Raw genomic sequence first — 19,872 nt, 5'->3', positions numbered from 1 at the left:
TACCGTAGTTTGAGTGGATTTGTAGAAAAAAAGTGAATGCGAGTGTGCTTTTTGTGGCCAATCTAATCTTTCTAAGGGGAGGGGCATTGATGAGATTTAGAGTAGATATAAAAAAGCCCCGCACATTGGCGAGGCTAATAGTTTTTACTGTCTATTGAGCGTGAGCTTATAGAGACTCAGTAAATGTACGTGCGATTACGTCAGCTTGCTGCTCTGTAGTCAGAGAGTTAAAGCGTACAGCGTAACCAGAAACACGAATCGTTAGCTGAGGGTATTTCTCAGGGTGCTTAACTGCGTCTTCTAGAGTTTCACGGTTAAGAACGTTCACGTTAAGGTGTTGACCACCTTCAATGCCAGCTTCGTGGTGGAAGTAACCATCCATTAGGCCTGCAAGGTTAGCACGTTGGCTATCTTCTTCTTTACCTAGTGCGTTTGGCACGATAGAGAAAGTGTAAGAGATACCATCTTGAGCATCAGCAAACGGTAGTTTACCTACAGACGTTAGTGAAGCTACAGCGCCTTTCTCATCACGACCGTGCATTGGGTTTGCACCAGGAGCGAAAGGAGCGCCAGCACGACGACCGTCTGGAGTGTTACCTGTTTTCTTACCGTATACCACGTTAGACGTGATAGTAAGAACTGACTGTGTAGGGATTGAATCACGGTAAGTCTTAAGCTTACGGATCTTGTTCATGAACGTAGAAACTAGTTCACAAGCAATGTCATCTACACGAGAGTCGTTGTTACCGTATTTAGGGTAATCGCCTTCGATTTCGAAGTCAGTTGCAATGCCATCTTCGTCGCGGATTGGTTTAACAGTCGCGAATTTGATTGCAGACAGTGAGTCAGCAGCAACAGACAGACCAGCGATACCACAAGCCATAGTACGACGAACGTCACGGTCATGAAGAGCCATTAGAGACGCTTCGTAGCTGTACTTGTCGTGCATGAAGTGAATGCTGTTTAGAGCTGTCACGTATTGCTTAGCTAACCAATCCATGAATGTGTCTAGGCGACCCATTACGTCATCGTAGTTAAGTACTTCGTCAGTGATCTTGTCGCCAACTGGGCCAACTTGCATTTTAAGCTTCTCATCAACGCCGCCGTTGATTGCGTAAAGCATAGTTTTTGCAAGGTTAGCACGAGCGCCGAAGAACTGCATTTGCTTACCAACGATCATTGGTGATACACAACAAGCGATTGCGTAATCATCAGAACCAAGGTCAGGACGCATTAGGTCATCATTTTCGTACTGGATAGAAGAAGTATCGATAGATACCTTCGCACAGAAACGCTTGAAGCCGTCAGGTAGTTGCTCAGACCAAAGAACAGTGATGTTTGGCTCTGGAGAAGGACCCATAGTGTATAGAGAGTTAAGGAAACGGAAGTTCGAACGCGTTACTAGCGTACGACCATCAACACCCATACCACCCATAGACTCTGTAGCCCAGATTGGGTCGCCAGAGAATAGCTCATCGTACTCAGGAGTACGTAGGAAACGAACCATACGCAGCTTCATTACGAAGTGGTCGATCATCTCTTGTGCTTGGTCTTCTGTGATTTTGCCAGCAGCGATATCACGCTCGATGTAGATGTCTAGGAAAGTCGAAGTACGACCTAGAGACATTGCAGCACCGTTTTGAGATTTAACAGCAGCTAGGTAGCCGAAGTAAGTCCACTGAATAGCTTCTTGAGCAGTTTGAGCTGGCTCAGAGATATCGAAACCGTATTTCTCAGCCATTTGCTTGATTTGACCTAGAGCACGATGTTGCTCAGAGATCTCTTCACGCAATTGCATTGTAGCAGCAAGATCTTCGCCGTTCTCGAAACGCTCTTGTAGAGAAGCGAATTGAGCAGCTTTGTCTTTCATTAGGAAGTTGATACCGTAAAGTGCAACACGACGGTAGTCACCAATGATACGACCACGGCCGTAAGCATCAGGAAGACCAGTCAGAACACCAGACTTACGACATTTTAGGATATCAGGAGTGTAGATATCGAAAACGCCAGCATTGTGTGTTTTGCGGTATTCTGAGTAGATTTTTGAAACCATTGGGTCAAGAGTTTCACCGTATGCTTTACAAGAACCTTCAACCATACGTACACCACCGTTAGGGATGATTGCACGTTTTAGTGGCTTCTCAGTTTGTAGACCAACGATAGTCTCAAGATCTTTCTCAATGTAACCTGCATCGTGAGCAGTAATGGTAGAGATAACAGAAGTATCGAAATCTACAGGTGCTTTAGTTGCGTTTTCCTGTTTGATACCTTCCATTACCGAAGACCAAAGCTTGTTAGTTGCTTCAGTACCCTCAGAAACTAGGAAAGACTCGTCGCCTTCATATGGCGTGTAGTTCTTTTGAATGAAATCACGAACGTTTACTTCGCTTTGCCACTCACCTGCAGCAAAATCTTCCCAAGCTTTAGCAAATTGCTCTGCCATGACATACCTACCTTTTTAGTAGAAAAAATACGTACATTAACACTGTTGAGCCAGCGCCCCTCGTAAGGGTAGTACACTCTTATTAATAACAATATATATGAGCATATGAGCGTCATATGGTTATATATATTGTCACTACCTTTTATATGTTGTCTTTACTCTATGTATTCAAGACTACGCTAAAAAATTTCTGCAAACCTTAAACTAAATCAATAAATGCCAAAAAAAGTTGAAAAAATTTGAGTGACAGGGGTTGCCACCCAAACTTTTTTTTAATCCCAATACTACTTTTGTGTAGTAATGAGCATTATAGCCAAGCTTTTAGGCCATATTGACTTTCTAGCATACCAACTGCAAGCATTGCTACTAAACAGATAACTAAAACGCCAACTGGGATTACAATCTTATCTACAAATGATAGACGCTTCGCACGCTCTTTATCACCAATTAGACCGTTGTTATCAAGAAGCATAGTCAGAGCCCATGCTAATACAGGGTTAACAACCGCTGAACCGAAGATACAGATACCAGCTGCTTGAGAATCCTTTGAATCCTTAACCATTTGCATACCCGCTTCAAGTAGAGGTAGAGATACACCTACAAGTAGCGCAACACGCATCACTGGTGGCCATACTGCAACGTCCATTGGGAAACCAAGAATCGCAACAATAATACATAGAGAACCAAGCAAGATTGCGCCGCCAGGAATTGGACGTTTCGCGATTGCTGCTGGGATCATGTAAGTACCCCAAGAAGAAGTGATGTTACCACCACCAACCGCTGTACCTACCATTTGACGCACAGAACACATAGTCATAGTGTCATCAACGTCCATCAGAACTTTTTCAGACTTTTTAGGGTAGTTTAGTTCTTGGAAGATACGGTGACCTAGGAAATCTGGTGACCACATCGCTACCGCTAGGATTGCAAATGGTAGAGAAGCGATGAAGTGTTCAACGTTTGGCAAGCCAAGCATCCAACCTTCAGAAGTCGAACCCCACCAGTAAACTGGGTTTAGGTTTGGGATACCCATTTCAGTTTCGAATACGATATCGAAACCAGCGCCCAATGCTAATGCAATAGCAAGGCCTGTGAATGCACAAACTGGGATAGCTAACCAACGCTTGTTCACTTTTGCTAAGAAAGCATAGATAGCAATAGTAATAGCAAGAACGATTAAACCAACGTAACCCATGCTGCCCGCTTCAACAGTAGAAGATTGAAGACCAACCGCCCATGCTTGAATCGAGTTAATTTGGCTCATGGTACCCGTTAGGCCTAAGAAAATGAGCAAGCCACCAGCGGTACCTTCCGAAGTCAGGTTAACCAGCTTGGAGCCGCCTTTTAGGAAACTTAGGATTAGACCGAAGACACCGATAAGGATAGCCAATGCAAGAGGGTGAGCACCAGCGAGAGCGATGGTACCAATAAGAGGAATCATTGGGCCGTGGTTACCGGCAAGGTTTGCTTTAGGGTTGAAGAAACCAGAAGCAAGGATACAGAACAGCAGTGCAGGAATCAGCATTTCTACACGAGCAACTTCAATCGCGAAGTCTTTACCTAGGTTTACGTGATCCCAAGCTTGAGTTAGGCCATCAGCCCAAGACATCATTACTGCAGAGTACATCGCGATGATACCGATGGTACCAGCAAGTGCAGGAACAAGATCTTCAAGTTCAAAACGGAAATCACGGCCTGGAAGGTTTAGGCCAAAACGACGAGGCTTCATGATTTGAAGTTCGTGATCTAAGTAATCTGAGCGGCTCTCAAATTCAGAAGCAGGGCGGTGTAGCTCTTTATAGCTTTTCTCTTCTACTTCAGAGTTCGCATTATTCACAACGTCTGACATAGATTCCTCATATTTTTATGTTAGTAATTCTAAAATTGAATTATAAAATTTCGCGTAATTGCGTTATTTCTTAGTTATAACTTATTAATATTATGTTGCACGGTTTTGATGTGCTTTATGCAGCTAAGTTAAAAGAAATGTTTGGCATTTTTAACGCCTTATTCTTTGCTGCTGAGTCTAACAAGCTTACCCTTTAGGGTGATTGATCTTGATCACTTTATGAGTTTATGTGAAAGAAAGCTACAAAACGAAGCGATTCATTAACGTACCGTTGATGAATTGTGTAATTAGTTTTCACAAATTGACGTTAGCTATCTTCTTCATGCCTTGCTCTACATAGCATCAGCCGGATACCTCTGACTTACTGAGTGGTTTTACTATTAGCAACTGGTCTCTTAGTTGCCTATGGAGTTTTAACCACTCAACGGCCTTTAAATGACGTTCTCGTATAGTGAGTTTGGTGTACTACTGCGGGTGTTAGATTTTGTCGGAAGCGCAGTTTTTAAGTTCACAAAACGTGTTTTTCTTGTGAGGCATCAAGCTACGAGAATCTCATTTTGATTAACTTTATTTAAACAATGTCAGAGTCGCAATTACAGCTTGTTGATACATTTCATTCAGTAAATTGAGACTAAAACGCTATTCATTGCATAATAAGTCAGAGTTAATCGCTATTTATTCTCAATTATTAGGTTAATAATTTGTTGCATGTTGTTTCGTGTGGTGCTAGTTTGTATCGCATGAAAAGGTCGGAGTACCTTGCATTTTCACAAACTTGGGAGAGAAAGCGCATGAAAGATGTACCAGCGCTGGACATAAAGGATTTACACAAAACGTTTGGTCAAAATGAAGTTTTAAAGGGAATTTCACTTTCTGCGCATAAAGGCGATGTAGTATCGATTATCGGATCTTCAGGGTCGGGTAAAAGTACTTTCCTTAGATGTATCAACCTTTTAGAGACACCTACTGCTGGCGAGATTTGGGTTAATGGTGAATTAATTCAAATGAAAAACAACCGCCAAGGTGTTTCTGTTCCTGCCAATGAAAAACAAGTACAGCGAATCCGTTCTCGCTTAGCAATGGTTTTTCAGGGTTTCAACCTGTGGTCTCATCTGACCGTTCTCGAAAATGTTATCGAAGCGCCTGTTCATGTCTTAGGTGTACCTAAAGCACAAGCGATTGAAAATGCTGAGCTGCTACTGAAGAAAGTAGGGCTATATGAACGCAAAGATTACTACCCGGGTCATTTATCTGGCGGACAACAACAGCGTGCGGCGATTGCAAGAGCGTTAGCGGTTGATCCTGAAGTAATGCTATTTGATGAACCAACATCGGCACTTGATCCTGAGTTAGTAGGGGAAGTACTTGGTGTAATGCGCGATCTAGCAGAAGAAGGAAGAACCATGCTTGTGGTAACACATGAAATGGCTTTTGCTCGTGACGTATCAAATCATGTGATGTTCTTACATCAAGGCTTGGTGGAAGAACAGGGCGATCCAGCTAAACTGTTTACTGAGCCTGAATCTGAGCGATTACAACAATTTATCTCATCGATTTACTAATCAGAATTGAAATGCTGTTGCTAAGGTAAATGGCGACAGTGTTAACAATGAAACACAACAAGTAACAACAAACACAATATTAAAATTAGCAAAACATAAAAACCTAAATCACAGGAGTAGGGATATGAAAAAGTGGTTATTAGTCGCGGCACTTGCTGCAACTGCTGCAACGGGCGTAGCTCAAGCAAAAGAATGGAAAACAGTACGTTTCGGTATTGAAGGTGCTTACCCTCCATTTAGCTGGACAGAAGCTGACGGTTCGTTGAAAGGCTTCGATGTCGATATGGCTAACGCGCTTTGTACTGAAATGCAGGTGAAGTGTAAGATCGTTGCACAAGATTGGGATGGTATTATTCCTTCTCTGCTTGCTCGTAAATATGATGCGATCATTGCGGCAATGTCTATCACGGAAGAGCGCAAGAAAAAGATCGATTTCACAGGTAAATACGCACTTATCCCGAACAAGTTCATCGCTAAAAAAGGTGCAGACCTTAACTTTGATGATCTAAGTGGTCAAAAAATTGCCGTTCAACGTGCAACAACTCACGACAAGTACCTAACAGATAACTACGGCGACACAGTAGAAATCGTTCGTTACGGTTCATTTGACGAAGCTTACCTTGATCTAGCTAACGGTCGTGTTGCTGCTGTACTGGGTGATGCATCTGCTCTAGAAGAAGGTGTACTAAACAAAGCGGGTGGTGAAGACTACGAGTTTGTTGGTCCATCACTCACTGATCCTAAGTGGTTCGGTGAAGGTTTTGGTATTGCTCTACGTAAGCAAGACAAAGATCTGACTAAGCAATTGGATGCCGCAATCCTTTCACTACGTGAAAAAGGCATCTACCAAGATATCGCTGCTAAATACTTCAACTACGACGTATACGGTAAGTAATCTCTAGCGTCACTTCTTAAGGGAGAGGCTCACCTCTCCCTGTCTTACCAACTTTTTCGCAGTTCTGTTGGAATTCATTATGTTTGATTTACAAGGATATGAAGCGTCGATCCTGAAAGGGGCGGTGCTTACAATTGAAGTTGCCTTACTGTCGCTAATTTTAGCTATGGTTCTTGGTATGCTAGGTGCCTTAGCAAAACTAGCGCCTTACCGCTGGGCTCGTGCTATTGCAACCCTCTACACAACCGTTATTCGCGGCATACCCGATCTCGTATTGATGATGTTGATTTTCTTTGGTGGACAAATCCTTTTAAACAACAGTTTGTATTCCATCAATGAGTGGCTCAATGAATGGTTCACGTCGAGTGACCCTAACCACGAGTGGACCGCTTACCTACCTGATTATATTGATGTCAGCCCATTTATTGCTGGCGTCTTAACCATTGGCTTCATCTTCGGCGCGTACATGGCAGAAACCTTCCGTGGTGCGATAATGGCTGTCGACAGCGGTGAGATGGAAGCGGCAAAGGCCTATGGAATGGGCCCTGTCTTAGCGTTCCGTCGTATTCTATTACCGCAAATGATTCGTCACGCACTGCCGGGGTTTGGTAATAACTGGTTGGTTTTACTAAAAACTACCGCGCTGGTTTCTATTATTGGCCTTGAAGACATGGTACGTGTTAGCGCTCTGGCGGCGGGTTCAACCAAAATGCCATTTACCTTCTATATGACGGTAGCAATCATCTTCTTATTCTTCACCAGTGTTTCGACGGGCTTACTTAAGTTGGTTGAACGTAAATTCAGTATCCACGCGAGGTAGTTATGGACTTTTCATTGATAATTGAAAGCCTGCCGATTTACCTTGGTGGTTTGTGGACAACGGCTTGGATGGTTTGTGTCGCTTTGATTGTTGGCTTATTCGTAGCCATACCATTAGCTATCGCTCGTAACAGTCCAAATATGATGATTAATGCACCAGCTTGGTCGTTCATTTATTTCTTCCGTGGTACGCCGTTATTGGTGCAGTTGTACCTGATTTACTACGGTATGGACCAATTCTTCCCAGTAAAAGATACACTATGGGAAAACGCGTGGTTCTGTGCTTTAGTTGCGTTTATTCTAAACACATCAGCATATACTGCAGAGATCATTCGTGGTGCTATTAATGGCTTACCGAAAGGTGAAGTTGAAGCAGCAAAGGCGTATGGTATGAGCACACCCAAGACATACCGCCGCATCATTTTACCAAGTGCTCTACGTCGTGCATTACCGGCTTACAGTAACGAAGTTATCTTTATGCTTCATGGTTCAGCGGTAGCAGGTATCGTAACCATTATGGATCTAACTGGTGCTGCACGTTTGGTTAACTCTCGCTACTACGCTCCATTCGAGTCTTTCCTAACTGCAGGTCTATTCTACATGGCGCTAACGTTTATCATCATTGCGATTTTCAAATTTGCAGAGAAGCGTTTCCTTGCTTACCTAAGGCCGTTAAGTTAACTCTACGATACAGATTTTCTTAGATAAGCGGCGCTCTTGTAGCGCCGTTTTTAATTTCAATTCAATTGTTCGGGTACCAATAAGTTTAAGTGGTATTTGTTAAATTCACTCCATAAATTACGAACCCATTAGTCGAATCAATTGACTTAAGTAAACCCATAGATACACTTGCTCCAATTTTTTTGAGTGTCGTATAACAATGAAAAAAAATATCTTATCTTTGTGTCTAATTCTGCCGTCGTCTCTACTACTTTCTGCATGTGGTGGTTCTAGTGATTCCGCTCAACCTCCGAGTAAAACGGCGGTACAAAAAGCGCTTGAATCCGGAGATGCATCCCTTGTATCTAATGCCAATGAGTTTATTGACGCCAGCCAAACGCTCGTTGCCCAATACAAATCTGATTACAGTCAAATTAAACAGTCTCTGTCTAAAAATTCAGACGGCACGCCGCTGCGCAATCTTCATTGGGATCCAACACACGATGCCGCGATAATCTTACCAACTTACGGCTTCAACGATGTCATCCTGCAAACCAATAAAGCGATGCAGAGTGGATATACTGACCAAGAGCTTGCGATTGGTATTGCAGGTTATACATCGAGCGGTAGTCGTTACGCTGCGTTAGCAAGTAACCCATTTCGAACTAAGCAACGTTCAACGGATTCAGTCAACGCAGAAATGGAAGTGTGGTTGAAAAACTTGGTGGGTTGGGCATCAGGCACAAGTTCACCTAAGAATGTTGTCTTGGCTCAGATGGATCAGTCTTATTATTTTCCTGATGACAAAGCAACGCGAAACTGGCTAACGAGCAACATCCATCCTTCGATGGTTATCAATGATGATAACGCCTGTGACGGCAGCAAATTAAGCCAATGTATTGAAACGAACAACCCTGATTTATTGATTTTGTCTCAAAAGTTAAATGATGGTGACGAAATTAACGATGTAATGACGGGGTTACGTTTGGCGTTCAACAAAAAGATTCCCGTACTGTACTTGCATCTTGATGGCGGTATGACGGACTTAGGCAACGCACTATTTGCAGAAATGCATATGACGTATGTTGGTGATAACTATTGGCGCAGGCTAGGGCTGTCAAATTGGGATTCAACGCAACTGATTGATCGAATGCCAGATAATATCGTCAAACAGCAAGCACTTTTACAGCGCCTGAAACTCGATAGTTTCACTGTTGACTTGAATTTATGTGATGACAAATCTTGCCCAGATGAGTCCAACATGGATGAAGAGTTCTATAAGGCAGCGAACAGTATTCGTTCACACCTAACGACGCTTGATAGCAAAAAAATTGATCTCTTTGCATCCAAGAACTACGAATATGAAAAGCTGTTACTGCTACTTGCTGATCGCTACCGACAAGACGTTAAGTACCCAATGGGTAAAGACGTAACAGATAGAATCGACTTTCTTCGGTCGTATTACAGTGATTACGCGACATACAACACTCGACAACATAACGCAGCACAGCCGAGTTTAGGGAACTTCAGTACCAAGAACTTTAAGAATGTCCCTCTCATCACCAAGATTATTACTTTAGAGTCAAAGAAAAACTTCCGTGCGGCGGGTGTATATGCCTTACCGGGTAAGACGATCAAAGTGACGCGATTAGATAATAACAAAGTGGCAACGTCGATTGCCCTTAACACACTACGTAGCGGTGCGACTCATGAGTTTTCGGGTAAAGACGGCTATGCAAGGCCGAAGTTTTTGACTTCGGTAACTTACCCCGTAAAACATGGAGAAACGATATACCTGACCTCTGCCTATGGCGGGACATTACAAGTTCATTTTGATACCAACGATATCGATGTAGAGCTGCGTTTTGAAAATGTTGCCCAACACCCTGTTTGGCGAAGTAAAGCGGACAACGATAGCTTTGTCGCGCAGCTCGAAGAAGGTAACTTTGACTGGGCTGAGTTGGTGACTCCCGGATTTGAAGTTCACTCTAAACTAGACAAGATGAAAGAGTCTATCGGAGCTTCTGATTGGGCACAGCCGCATGATATGGCTCTCGCCACAGAGCGTTACGTACACAACCTTCCTCATGCACTTGCGGGTTTCAAAGGGCCAGGAATTGATGAAATTGCTGAAATACACCAATACGGAGAGGCAAAGGGCTGGGAAATTGCGAACATTGATATTGTAAAGCACATGAATGCCGATCAAGCGACTTGTGGTTACGGTTGTTCAGGAAACCCTTACGATGCTTATTGGTCTTTTCATCCTCTAGGGCATGGTGATTTGCACGAGCTTGGTCATGGACTGGAAAGAGGGCGTTTTAGATTCTCTGGGTGGGAAGGCCACTCAACAACCAACTACTATTCGTATTTCAGTAAATCAAAGTATTACAAAGATACGGCAAAGGTATCGTCTTGCCAAAGCCTAGACTTTAAAGGGCAGTATCAACTTTTACAGCAGAGCCGAACTCAGCCAGATCCAAACGCTTTTATGGCGGCTCAAAATCAAACGGGTTGGAGTTGGGGGGCTCGTATGTTCATTCAAATGATGATGTTGACTGAGCAGCAAGGTGTATTGAATTCAGGTTGGCATTTACTAGGGCGCTTACACTTGATTGAACGCGAGTTTAATCGCTTGAAAGCCAGTGATACTCTTTGGAACAACGGTAAAGGCTCTATTGGTTTTTCTGATTACACCAAACAAGAAGCCGAAGGCATCACCAACAATGACTGGATGCTTATCGCATTAAGCTACGTAGCAGAAAGGGATATGAAGCAATACTTAGATATGTGGGGATTCAGTTTCAGTGATAAAGCGAAGCAACAAGTCACAGCTCTTAGTCTAAGTAACATGCCTTTGACATATTTTGCATCGTCTAATCAAGGCTATTGCTTAGATGAATTTGCTAAGACGCCGTTAGATGTTGACGGCACGACCGCTTGGCCGCTTAATTAGGTATATGGCAGATAGAGTCACGAAGAAAAAAGAGAGGAGATATTAACTCCTCTCTTTCGTTATTCGCTTCTGGTTAGCCTAGTGAACACGATTTACCAGCTACTTGATATGGCTAAGTTCTGTTACCTAAAAGTAACTACTTAAACGTCGACCAAATTGGCGCGTGATCTGACGGTTTTTCGATGCCGCGTAGTTCGTAGTCGATGCCCGCTTCAGTACACTTATCAGCAAGCTTTTGAGTTGCTAGGACTACATCAATACGCAGGCCACGGTTGTCCACGAAACCTTTTGAGCGGTAATCAAACCACGAGTATTGATCGTTCACTTCAGGGTGTAGAAAACGGAAGCTATCCACAAAGCCCCAATCCATCAGTGTTTTTAACCATTCGCGCTCTTCTGGTTGGAAAGAACATTTACCGGTTTTCAACCAACGTTTCGCATTAGGTTCACCAATACCGATATCAATATCGGTAGGGCTGATATTAATGTCGCCCATTACGATCACTTGTTCATCTTTGTTGTGGTAATCGTTCAGGTACGTCATTAAGTCCTTGTAGAACTCTCGCTTGTACGGGTATTTGGTTTCATGCTTAATGTTGTCGCCTTGAGGGAAATAACCATTTAGCACAGTGACCTTCTCACCATTGTCGTCTTCAAACGTCGCCATGATCATACGCTTTTGATGGTCTTCATTGTCTGTAGGAAAGCCTTTTTGTACCGAAATTGGCTCTTGCTTACAAAGCATAGCCACACCGTAGTGAGCCTTTTGACCGTGGAAGTAGACTTTGTAACCCATAGCTTCAACATCGGCTAGTGGGAAGGCTTCATCGTGCACTTTGATCTCTTGTAGACCAATCACATCAGGTTGGTGCTTATCGATAATAGCCTGAAGCTGATGAAGGCGGGCTCTAAGGCCATTGATATTGAAGCTGATTACTTTCATTTGTTTTTATACCTCTCGTAAACCCTTATGATTGCTTGTTTTTCAAGGGTTTGTTGATTTGGTGGATTTCATGATTAATCGTATTTAAGCATGCTTAATAATTTCTGTCGCCATTTTGTCGCCCCTAAATAGCGACAAAATGGTGTGAATACTCACTTTTGCGCAGAATCTACTGAGTCTTTAGCAAGTCTAAAAAGAACGCGTATTCAAGTGCGTCTTCTTTTAATCGCTTAAATCGACCGGAAGCGCCACCGTGACCAGCTTCCATATCGGTTTTGAACAGCAGCACGTTGTTGTCTGTTTTCATCTCACGCAGCTTCGCCACCCACTTCATGGGTTCAAAGTATTGTACTTGTGAGTCATGCAGGCCTGTTGTTACCAAGATGTTCGGGTAGCTTTGATCCTTCACATTGTCATATGGTGAGTAACCTAGCATGTAATCGTAATAGGTTTTATCGTTCGGGTTGCCCCATTCGTCATACTCGTTGGTGGTAAGAGGAATCGATTCGTCAAGCATGGTTGTGACAACGTCCACAAACGGAACATGTGCTCCGATGCCACGGTACAGTTCTGGTGCTTGGTTGATGATTGCGCCCATCAATAGACCGCCAGCAGAACCACCAACGGCGAACACTTTATCTTGTGCGCCGTAGCCTTCTTCAACCAGCCCTTTGGTCACATCGATAAAGTCGTTGAACGTATTTTGCTTGGTTAGCTTTTTGCCGTCCTCATACCAAGGGCGCCCGAGCATCTCTGAACCTCGAATATGTGCGATCGCATAAACGAATCCGCGATCAAGTAAGCTGAGTCGAGCCGAGCCAAAGGTTGGTTCGATCGTGTGGCCGTAAGAGCCATAGCCGTATTGGTAGATTGGGTTAGTGCCGTCTTTCTTGAATAAGTCTTTACGATAAACCAGAGAGACAGGTACTTGCTTACCATCGCGAGCCGTTACCATAATTCGCTCTGATTGGTAGTTATCCGCTTCGAAATCACCCAATACAGGTGTTTGTTTCATGACTTCGGATTCTCCTGAACTTAGGTCGAAATCATAGTAAGTACCTGGTGTGGTTAAGCTGCTGTAATAGACGCGAACTTTTGAGTTATCTAATTCATAGTTACTTGTTAAGTAAGCAGCAAAAGCAGTGTCGTTAAATTCAAGTGGGAACTCTTTCTCTGTTGAGAGTTGACGAACTTTCACAGTAGACAAGCCATTCGCACGTTGCTCGTAAACCAGATGGTCATCAAACAGCTCGAAGTCAACAAGCTGAGTATTCTCGTCAGCAGGAATGATATCGACCCATTTAGAGCGGTCATGCATCTTTTCGGCTGTGACTTTCATTAAACGGAAGTTGACTGCTTGGTAGTTGGTGTAGATGTAGTACCAATCACCTAGCTTAGCGATGCTGTACTCGATACCCGTTTCTCGTGGGTAGAAAGCTTCAGCTTTAGCGTTTGGGTTGTTGGCATCTATGACTGAAACACCGCTAGTTTCTGTACTCGAGTGCCAAATGTAGACCTGTTCACCATCTTTGCTTTTGCTCAAAGAGGTGTAGTAAGCGCTGTCGGTTTCTTCGTAGATTAACTCATCGCTTGTCTGAGGTGTGCCCAAAACGTGACGGTAAACTTGATAACCAAGTAATGTTTGTGGATCTTTTTTGATGTAGTAAAAGGCTTGGTTGTCGTTTTGCCATGCAATCGCGCTCGAAGCCCCTTCAATTTCATCTGTTAGGTATTCACCTGTCGTGAGGTCTTTAATCTTGATGGTGTAAATACGGCGGCTCAGCGTGTCTTCGCCATAGGCCAACAAGTTTTCGCTTGGGCTGATCGTTAAGCCACCAATACTGAAAAATTCATGGTCTTTTGCTAGTTCGTTAACATCTAAGATGACTTGCTTGTCTGTACCTAAAAAGTCATTTTCACGCAAGTGAACTGGGTATTCGTTGTCACCTGTGACTTCATTCGAGTAGTAGTAGCTGCCTTTGCGAACTGGAACCGAATGGTCGTCTTTTTCGATTCGGCCTTTGATCTCTTCAAATAACTGTTCTTGTGATGCTTCAGTGTGTTTCAGCACGGCCTCTGCGTACTGGTTTTCTTGCTCAAGATGCTGCAAGATCTCTGGGTCTTGGCGCTCATCATCACGCATCCAGTAATAATCATCGATTCGGGTATTACCATGAATCGTCATTGCATGAGGGACTTTCTTAGCTACGGGAGCTTGGGTTTGATGTGCGATGAGTTGCGATGGAGAGTTGTGGTCCATGGTTGTTATTCCTTGATTGCTGCATCCGGCGACAAGTGCGGCCGATACGGCTAATGTGGTTAAAGCGAAACGCATCTGTATATCCTATTGTGTACCTTACTCGTTTTAATGCCAGCATCCTTTAGTGGTTAGTTTTCTTCCAGTGATGTTATTTATAATTGGATTCTGGATTGGTACTTTCAGCGTAAGTGTCTGTTATTGTTTTCAATAAATCAAAGTAATGTTTAATGGAATCGATGGTAGATGTGAGCTGGGGGGAAACGTGCAATGAAAAAGGGACACACTTTTCAGTCTGTCCCTCTTCGTTGTTTGAGCTGAGGTAGAGTTTACTTTAGATAGCCAATGGCATTTCGTTTGAATGGTCAGGTTTACGATTAACCCAACGTAAACCAAGCATGGCGATGAATGACATTGCAATCATCAAGCAACCGAGCGGCAGTTGGTCTTGAGCTGGGAAGAACGAGGCCAATAGTGTTGCGATGCCAGCACCTAGGTTTTGCATACCACCCAAAATCGCACCTCCAGTACCTGCGTGGTACGGGAATGGCGAAAGCGCCCCTGTTGTTGCCGCCGGGAATAAGATACCAGCGCCCAAAAAGTAAATCGTAGCACCACCAATCAAAGTTAATGCTGTTGTTTGACCAAATAGACCTGGTATCAACACCACGGTAGACCCTACCAAGATAGCAACTAGTCCAACATTCAGTGCGCGACGCTCAGAGCGACGTTGTGCGATGTAACTAGATAGGCCAGCACCGACTAAGTAACCTGGAATAGGTAATACAAACAACAAGCTTACTGTGGTTGCAGGCAAGCCAAGTACACCGCCAAGCAATACACCTGCCGCAGCTTCAAATACCGCTACACCTGCAAATGTTGCGACCAATACCAATAAGAAACCTTGAAAACGTTTGTCAGATAGAACGAATTTGTAGCTGTTGGCAACCGATTCATGTTTGCGTCGTTCTTTTGGCAGAGTTTCCATCATGCTCGTCATCATGGTGATCACCACTGCGATACCAAACAGCGCCAGGAACAAGTAGCTAGAACGCCAACCGAAAGCTTCTGTTAAGTACCCACCTAATACAGGAGCCATCAATGGTGAGAAAATCACACACATGCTAATTAAGCTGTTTGCGCGGTGCAGTTCTGCGCCTTCAAAACAGTCGCGAGTCAATGTACGAGACATCGCACCACCACAACCGATACCCAAACCTTGTATAAAGCTACCTGCTAAAAACCATTCATATTCGTGAGCAAACAATACCACCAAAGTACCGATGATGTAGATGATCAAACCGACGACGATGATTGGTTTGCGACCTAGGCGATCAGAAAGTGGACCGTATGCAAATTGCGACAGACCATAAGGGATCAGGTAGCACGCCATCACAGCTTGAAGCGAAGATGCTGAAACCAAGAACTCACCCGCCATATGACCGATAGAAGGCACGTACATCGTTTGAGTCATTTGACCCACGGCAGTCAGGATAGCGATTAAAAAGGTAAGTTTCGCTAATGGAAACGTGGCGGACATTTGCGTATCTCTCCAAAAATTAGGACGTAAAAAGCCTTGGCGTTCCATTAAGGAGAGCCAAATAAGTAAAGTAACCTGGGAGTCTAGGCGCGAGATATTAGAGATTGAGCGTCTACTTAGCAACCAAAAAGTGTGAAGTTGATCAAGATAAAATTCTATAGCTTGGATTATAAAAACTAATCCGAATTTATTGAGGTTATAAAATAAAAAGGAGTCATAGGCTTCCTTGAAATGTTGCAACTGCTCTGAAGCAATTTGCGTTATTCATGACCGGAAGCTTAGGCACAAAGAAGCCTAAGTCTGACAAGCTGAAAGCTCTTGAAATCAAAGCAATAACAGACAAAATACACGATTTATTAACATTTCTATAAACTTTCGTTTTATATGCACGTAATTTGTGCTGTAATTATCCGCTAAGCTATTCGTCTAACTCATTCACATTGTGCATAGCAGTTTGTTACTAATGTGATGGTTACGGTTATGGAAGTCTTTTGGCTTAAATAAGGATATTAAATGCGCTCTCTATCAGTACAGTGGAAAATAACCCTCTTAGCAGGTTGTTGTTTAATCATTACGTCACTGTCTCTCATTGGTTTCTCGATCTACAACGCGACGAGCAATCAACAGGTCATAAAATCTCAAAGCTCAGAATCAGTGATTAACAAAACTCAACAGTTGTTGGCATCCGTTTCTCAGCTTAATGCTCAGGAAACTCAACGTTATGTCGATGAAGCTATTTATCGAGCAGAAATGTTGGCTTCTAGTGCTCAGTTTCTAAAGAACAACGCAGACGAAAACTTTACCCCAAGTGAAGAGCTTCGTACTGCGTTAGATGAAATGGTTCGTCGTTCTGTTTTGAACTTTGATTCTATTCAAGGAGCTTACCTAGTCTTCAAGCCCGATTTACTTGATGCTGAAGATGCGAATTATGTCGATGCGGATTATGTCGGCTCGAATGAAAGAGGGCGTTTTGCTCCTTATTGGAAGGTCGCAGATAATGGCGAGAACGTTCTTCCAAACGTGTTATCAGAATCAACATTGAGTGATAACAGCAATAGCGAACGCTTTTTCTGTCCTTTGTCATCTGGACAAACGTGTATTAGTACGCCAAGAGTTGTGAGTAGCGGTGGTCAAGAACTGCTTACGTCTTCGATTTCGGTGCCTATCATCGTTGATGATGTGGCGATTGGTTTCTTGGGCATCGACTTAAGGCTCGATGGTTTAACCAATGTTGTCACTCAATCGGATCAAAGCTTGTTTGAAGGTGCAGGCGCGGTTTACGTCGTTAGCTTAGACGGTTCCGTTATCGCTTCTGATGATCAAAGTATTGCGGTTGGTTCGAGTTTTCAAAGCAACAATACAAGTAGTGATCTAATGACGGACTTTATCTTTGGTGGCGAAGTCACGACTCAATGGAGTGAGAATGGTGAGTGGTTACTCGCATTTGCACCTGTTGTTGCCGCCAACCAAACTTGGGGTGTGCTGTTTGAGATTCCAAGAGAGAGTGTGGTTGCTGACGCGAATCAATTGGATGCCATTATTAGTACTAAGCTAAGTGAAGGTATTAAGACTGAAGTGATTGCGGGTATTAGCTTTATTCTTTTCGGTCTAGCGATCATCGCTTTTGCTTCACTGTCCATTGTTAAGCCTATTCGACAGGTGGTTGAGAGACTGAACGATATTGCTTCTGGTGAAGGTGATTTAACGCAACGCTTGGAAGTGAAATCTCAAGACGAAATTGGTCAGTTGTCACAAGGGTTTAACCTGTTCTTAGACAAGCTTCAACACACGATTAAAGAGGTGATTCAGACCACTGAGCAAGTGGCGAGCACGACAAGTCAAGCGAAGGCCTCGGCATCAAGCACTCGTGAAAGTAGTGAGTCTCAGTTTAAAGAAGTAGATCTTGTGGCGACCGCGGCAGAAGAGATGACTCAGACTTCGGGCTTAGTGGTACAAAATGCTGAAATAGCTGTTGATGCGGCTTGCGAGGCAAATCGTTCTGCTCAGCAAGGCCAACAGGTTATCGAGCTTTCTGCCGGTGAAATGAGAAAGCTGGTGGATCGTATGTCGAGCGCCGTGCCTATTGTTGAAGAGTTGGCTAAAAATAACGGTAACATCACTGAGATCTTAAGTGTGATTGAAGGGATCTCTGAGCAAACCAACTTACTGGCATTGAATGCCGCGATTGAAGCGGCTCGTGCAGGTGAGCAAGGTCGAGGTTTTGCCGTCGTTGCTGATGAGGTAAGAAATCTCGCAAGCCGCACACAGTCATCGGTTGGTGAAATCAGAGCGGTGATCGACAAAGTCCACGCGGGCACTCAAGATGTCGTTGAAGCGATACAAGAAGGTAATATTCTCGCTAACGACACGGCATTACATGTTCAAAAAGCGGTCGAAGATCTGGGTTCGATCTTTACTTCTATAGAAGCGATCAGTGATATGAACAACCAGATCGTGAGAGCGGCAGAAGAGCAACAATCGGTTTCCGGTGAAGTGAACCAAAGTGTCGTTAATATCCGTGATTTGAGTGCGAAGATCTTGGATCAAGCCGCAGCTTCTGAACAAGTGGGTAGCGAAATTGACCAACTGTCCCAACAGCAGCAGAAATTGGTTAATCAGTTCAAGGTTTAGTCTAGTTGTTCACTGTATAGCTTTTAAGCTTAGTTAACAATTGAATAGAAAAAGGGACAAATGAAAATTTCATTTGTCCCTTTTATTTTTCTTGGGTTCTAACGCTCTAGGGCTTGGCGATATCCGCGAAACCGATTAACGAAGTTAGTCTTCGATAAACCAGTAACCTTTATTCACCAATTCCGTCACGACGGTTACACCTGAAGGAGAAAGATTAGTTGTTGAGTTAATTACCGAATCATCACACAGTACGTTTAGTAGCGAAGAATCAGCCTGTTCAACTTTAACGACTTCTCCATTGATGTAAGCTGTGTTGCTTTCATTCTCATGGTATAGCGCCTTTAACCCCGATACTCGACAGATCTCGCCTTCTGACTCTAAGTGTTGGGCGATCTCTTCTTCTGTCCATAATGGATCAGGAGCGACGATATCTAGCTGGTGGCGTGATTGGCTTAGCAGACACCCCATGAATTCACTGATGGTTTCAGGTTGCTCTAGTGCAGATTTCAACATGTCAGTGAGATTGCTTAAATCCGATGAACGAATTTTGCCGTAGCCTTCTTGCGTTTTGAACTCTGGATCATGCAGGTGAACATCACCCATATCATGAGCAAGTACAAAGTCGGCAAAGTTGCTGATCAGCTCTTGTTCTTTAGGGGAGCGGTAGCCAATAGAGTAGCTCATTGACGGCTCTAAAGTATTCCCTTCATGCGGGAAACCTGGTGGGATATAAAGGATATCGCCTGGCTCTAAAGTTTCATCAATGATCGGGTCAAAACCTTTGATTTGACGAAGTGCAGAAGCTTGAACGGTCTCTTTGTATTGGCCAATATCTTTTGCGCCGACTTTCCACTGGCGTTTACCTTGGCCTTGAATGATGAATACATCGTATTGATCAATATGGGGGCCTACGCCGCCTTCTGGTGCTGAATAGCAGATCATTAGATCGTCGAATAACCAGTTTGGTAACGCTTGGAACGCTTCAGTCAGCTGATTGGCACCCTGATGCCAGTGGTTAGCCGCTTGAACGATCAATTGCCAATGTGTTTCAGTGAGTTCGCCAAACTTCTCTTCTGAGAATGGACCATGTTCTGCAGTCCATTGATTGTCGAGGTTAGAGACAAAGCGAGAATCCACTTCTTCTTCCATCGATAAACCAGCAAGTTCTTCCGGCGAAATTGGGTCGACGAAGTTTTGGAAGCCACCTTTCAAGATGGTTGGTTTTTTATGCCAGTAGTTTTCAAGAAATTCGGGCATAGAAAAGCTAAGTTGGTACATGTGAATCCTGTATGTTTTTATGCTAGATGCTAGATGCTA

The 19,872-nt window shown here is 43.6% G+C and carries 12 protein-coding genes; 6 read left to right on the top strand and 6 right to left on the bottom strand.

The features are described 5' to 3' along the window. Positions 1-166: 166 nt before the first annotated feature. A complete protein-coding gene (gene pflB / locus AB4180_RS18605) occupies positions 167-2,443 on the bottom strand; it encodes a formate C-acetyltransferase (protein ID WP_012603590.1) in 2,277 nt (758 codons plus the stop codon). A gap of 307 nt (positions 2,444-2,750) precedes the next feature. Beyond that, positions 2,751-4,292 carry a DUF3360 family protein gene (locus AB4180_RS18600; RefSeq protein ID WP_009846317.1) on the bottom strand — a complete coding sequence of 514 codons (1,542 nt, stop codon included), beginning with the start codon at positions 4,290-4,292 and terminating at the stop codon, positions 2,751-2,753. A gap of 791 nt (positions 4,293-5,083) precedes the next feature. Between AB4180_RS18600 and AB4180_RS18595 the strand changes: the two genes are divergently transcribed. From AB4180_RS18595 to AB4180_RS18575, 5 genes are all read left to right on the top strand, one after another. Beyond that, entirely contained in the window at positions 5,084-5,854 is a 771-nt protein-coding gene (locus AB4180_RS18595) for an ABC transporter ATP-binding protein (RefSeq protein ID WP_004736532.1), read from the top strand. Between the two features lie 124 nt (positions 5,855-5,978). Beyond that, the gene (locus AB4180_RS18590; RefSeq protein ID WP_102248930.1) at positions 5,979-6,749 is read left to right on the top strand and encodes an ABC transporter substrate-binding protein; all 771 of its coding nucleotides are present in this window, start codon (positions 5,979-5,981) and stop codon (positions 6,747-6,749) included. A gap of 79 nt (positions 6,750-6,828) precedes the next feature. Then, a complete protein-coding gene (locus AB4180_RS18585) occupies positions 6,829-7,569 on the top strand; it encodes an ABC transporter permease (RefSeq protein WP_012603591.1) in 741 nt (246 codons plus the stop codon). Positions 7,570-7,571: 2 nt separating this feature from the next. After that, the gene (locus tag AB4180_RS18580) at positions 7,572-8,249 is read left to right on the top strand and encodes an ABC transporter permease (protein WP_009846321.1); all 678 of its coding nucleotides are present in this window, start codon (positions 7,572-7,574) and stop codon (positions 8,247-8,249) included. A 199-nt stretch (positions 8,250-8,448) separates the two neighbouring features. Beyond that, entirely contained in the window at positions 8,449-11,184 is a 2,736-nt protein-coding gene (locus AB4180_RS18575; RefSeq protein WP_102248929.1) for an ImpA family metalloprotease, read from the top strand. A 136-nt stretch (positions 11,185-11,320) separates the two neighbouring features. On the opposite strand, the gene xthA is transcribed toward AB4180_RS18575, so the two are convergent. The 3 genes from xthA to emrD form a co-directional block, all read right to left on the bottom strand. Then, complete coding sequence (gene xthA, locus AB4180_RS18570; protein WP_102248928.1) at positions 11,321-12,127, bottom strand: exodeoxyribonuclease III; 807 nt, start codon at positions 12,125-12,127, stop codon at positions 11,321-11,323. Positions 12,128-12,296: 169 nt separating this feature from the next. Further along, positions 12,297-14,387, bottom strand: coding sequence for a S9 family peptidase (locus tag AB4180_RS18565; RefSeq protein WP_198592236.1), 2,091 nt, complete (start codon positions 14,385-14,387; stop codon positions 12,297-12,299). A 331-nt stretch (positions 14,388-14,718) separates the two neighbouring features. Beyond that, on the bottom strand, positions 14,719-15,924 hold the full coding sequence (gene emrD, locus AB4180_RS18560) for a multidrug efflux MFS transporter EmrD (RefSeq protein WP_102248926.1): 1,206 nt from the start codon (positions 15,922-15,924) through the stop codon (positions 14,719-14,721). Between the two features lie 513 nt (positions 15,925-16,437). Between emrD and AB4180_RS18555 the strand changes: the two genes are divergently transcribed. Next, positions 16,438-18,555, top strand: coding sequence for a methyl-accepting chemotaxis protein (locus tag AB4180_RS18555; protein ID WP_017097702.1), 2,118 nt, complete (start codon positions 16,438-16,440; stop codon positions 18,553-18,555). Between the two features lie 144 nt (positions 18,556-18,699). Here the strand turns inward: AB4180_RS18555 and AB4180_RS18550 are convergent, their stop codons facing one another. Beyond that, positions 18,700-19,833, bottom strand: coding sequence for a cupin domain-containing protein (locus AB4180_RS18550; protein ID WP_102248925.1), 1,134 nt, complete (start codon positions 19,831-19,833; stop codon positions 18,700-18,702). Positions 19,834-19,872 lie beyond the last annotated feature (39 nt).

It is taken from the genome of Vibrio sp. 10N.286.49.C3, from assembly GCF_041469545.1.
GTDB classification, from domain to species: Bacteria; Pseudomonadota; Gammaproteobacteria; order Enterobacterales; family Vibrionaceae; genus Vibrio; species Vibrio tasmaniensis_A.
Note: the sequence above shows the minus strand (reverse complement) of the source record. Positions and strands in the feature narration are given on the sequence as shown.

Excerpts from the sequence above, each read along its gene's own strand:
- pflB (WP_012603590.1), bottom strand. The coding sequence starts at position 2,443 with ATGGCAGAGCAATTTGCTAAAGCTTGGGAAGATTTTGCTGCAGGTGAG.
- AB4180_RS18600 (WP_009846317.1), bottom strand. The coding sequence starts at position 4,292 with ATGTCAGACGTTGTGAATAATGCGAACTCTGAAGTAGAAGAGAAAAGC.
- AB4180_RS18595 (WP_004736532.1), top strand. The coding sequence starts at position 5,084 with ATGAAAGATGTACCAGCGCTGGACATAAAGGATTTACACAAAACGTTT.
- AB4180_RS18590 (WP_102248930.1), top strand. The coding sequence starts at position 5,979 with ATGAAAAAGTGGTTATTAGTCGCGGCACTTGCTGCAACTGCTGCAACG.
- AB4180_RS18585 (WP_012603591.1), top strand. The coding sequence starts at position 6,829 with ATGTTTGATTTACAAGGATATGAAGCGTCGATCCTGAAAGGGGCGGTG.
- AB4180_RS18580 (WP_009846321.1), top strand. The coding sequence starts at position 7,572 with ATGGACTTTTCATTGATAATTGAAAGCCTGCCGATTTACCTTGGTGGT.
- AB4180_RS18575 (WP_102248929.1), top strand. The coding sequence starts at position 8,449 with ATGAAAAAAAATATCTTATCTTTGTGTCTAATTCTGCCGTCGTCTCTA.
- xthA (WP_102248928.1), bottom strand. The coding sequence starts at position 12,127 with ATGAAAGTAATCAGCTTCAATATCAATGGCCTTAGAGCCCGCCTTCAT.
- AB4180_RS18565 (WP_198592236.1), bottom strand. The coding sequence starts at position 14,387 with ATGGACCACAACTCTCCATCGCAACTCATCGCACATCAAACCCAAGCT.
- emrD (WP_102248926.1), bottom strand. The coding sequence starts at position 15,924 with ATGTCCGCCACGTTTCCATTAGCGAAACTTACCTTTTTAATCGCTATC.
- AB4180_RS18555 (WP_017097702.1), top strand. The coding sequence starts at position 16,438 with ATGCGCTCTCTATCAGTACAGTGGAAAATAACCCTCTTAGCAGGTTGT.
- AB4180_RS18550 (WP_102248925.1), bottom strand. The coding sequence starts at position 19,833 with ATGTACCAACTTAGCTTTTCTATGCCCGAATTTCTTGAAAACTACTGG.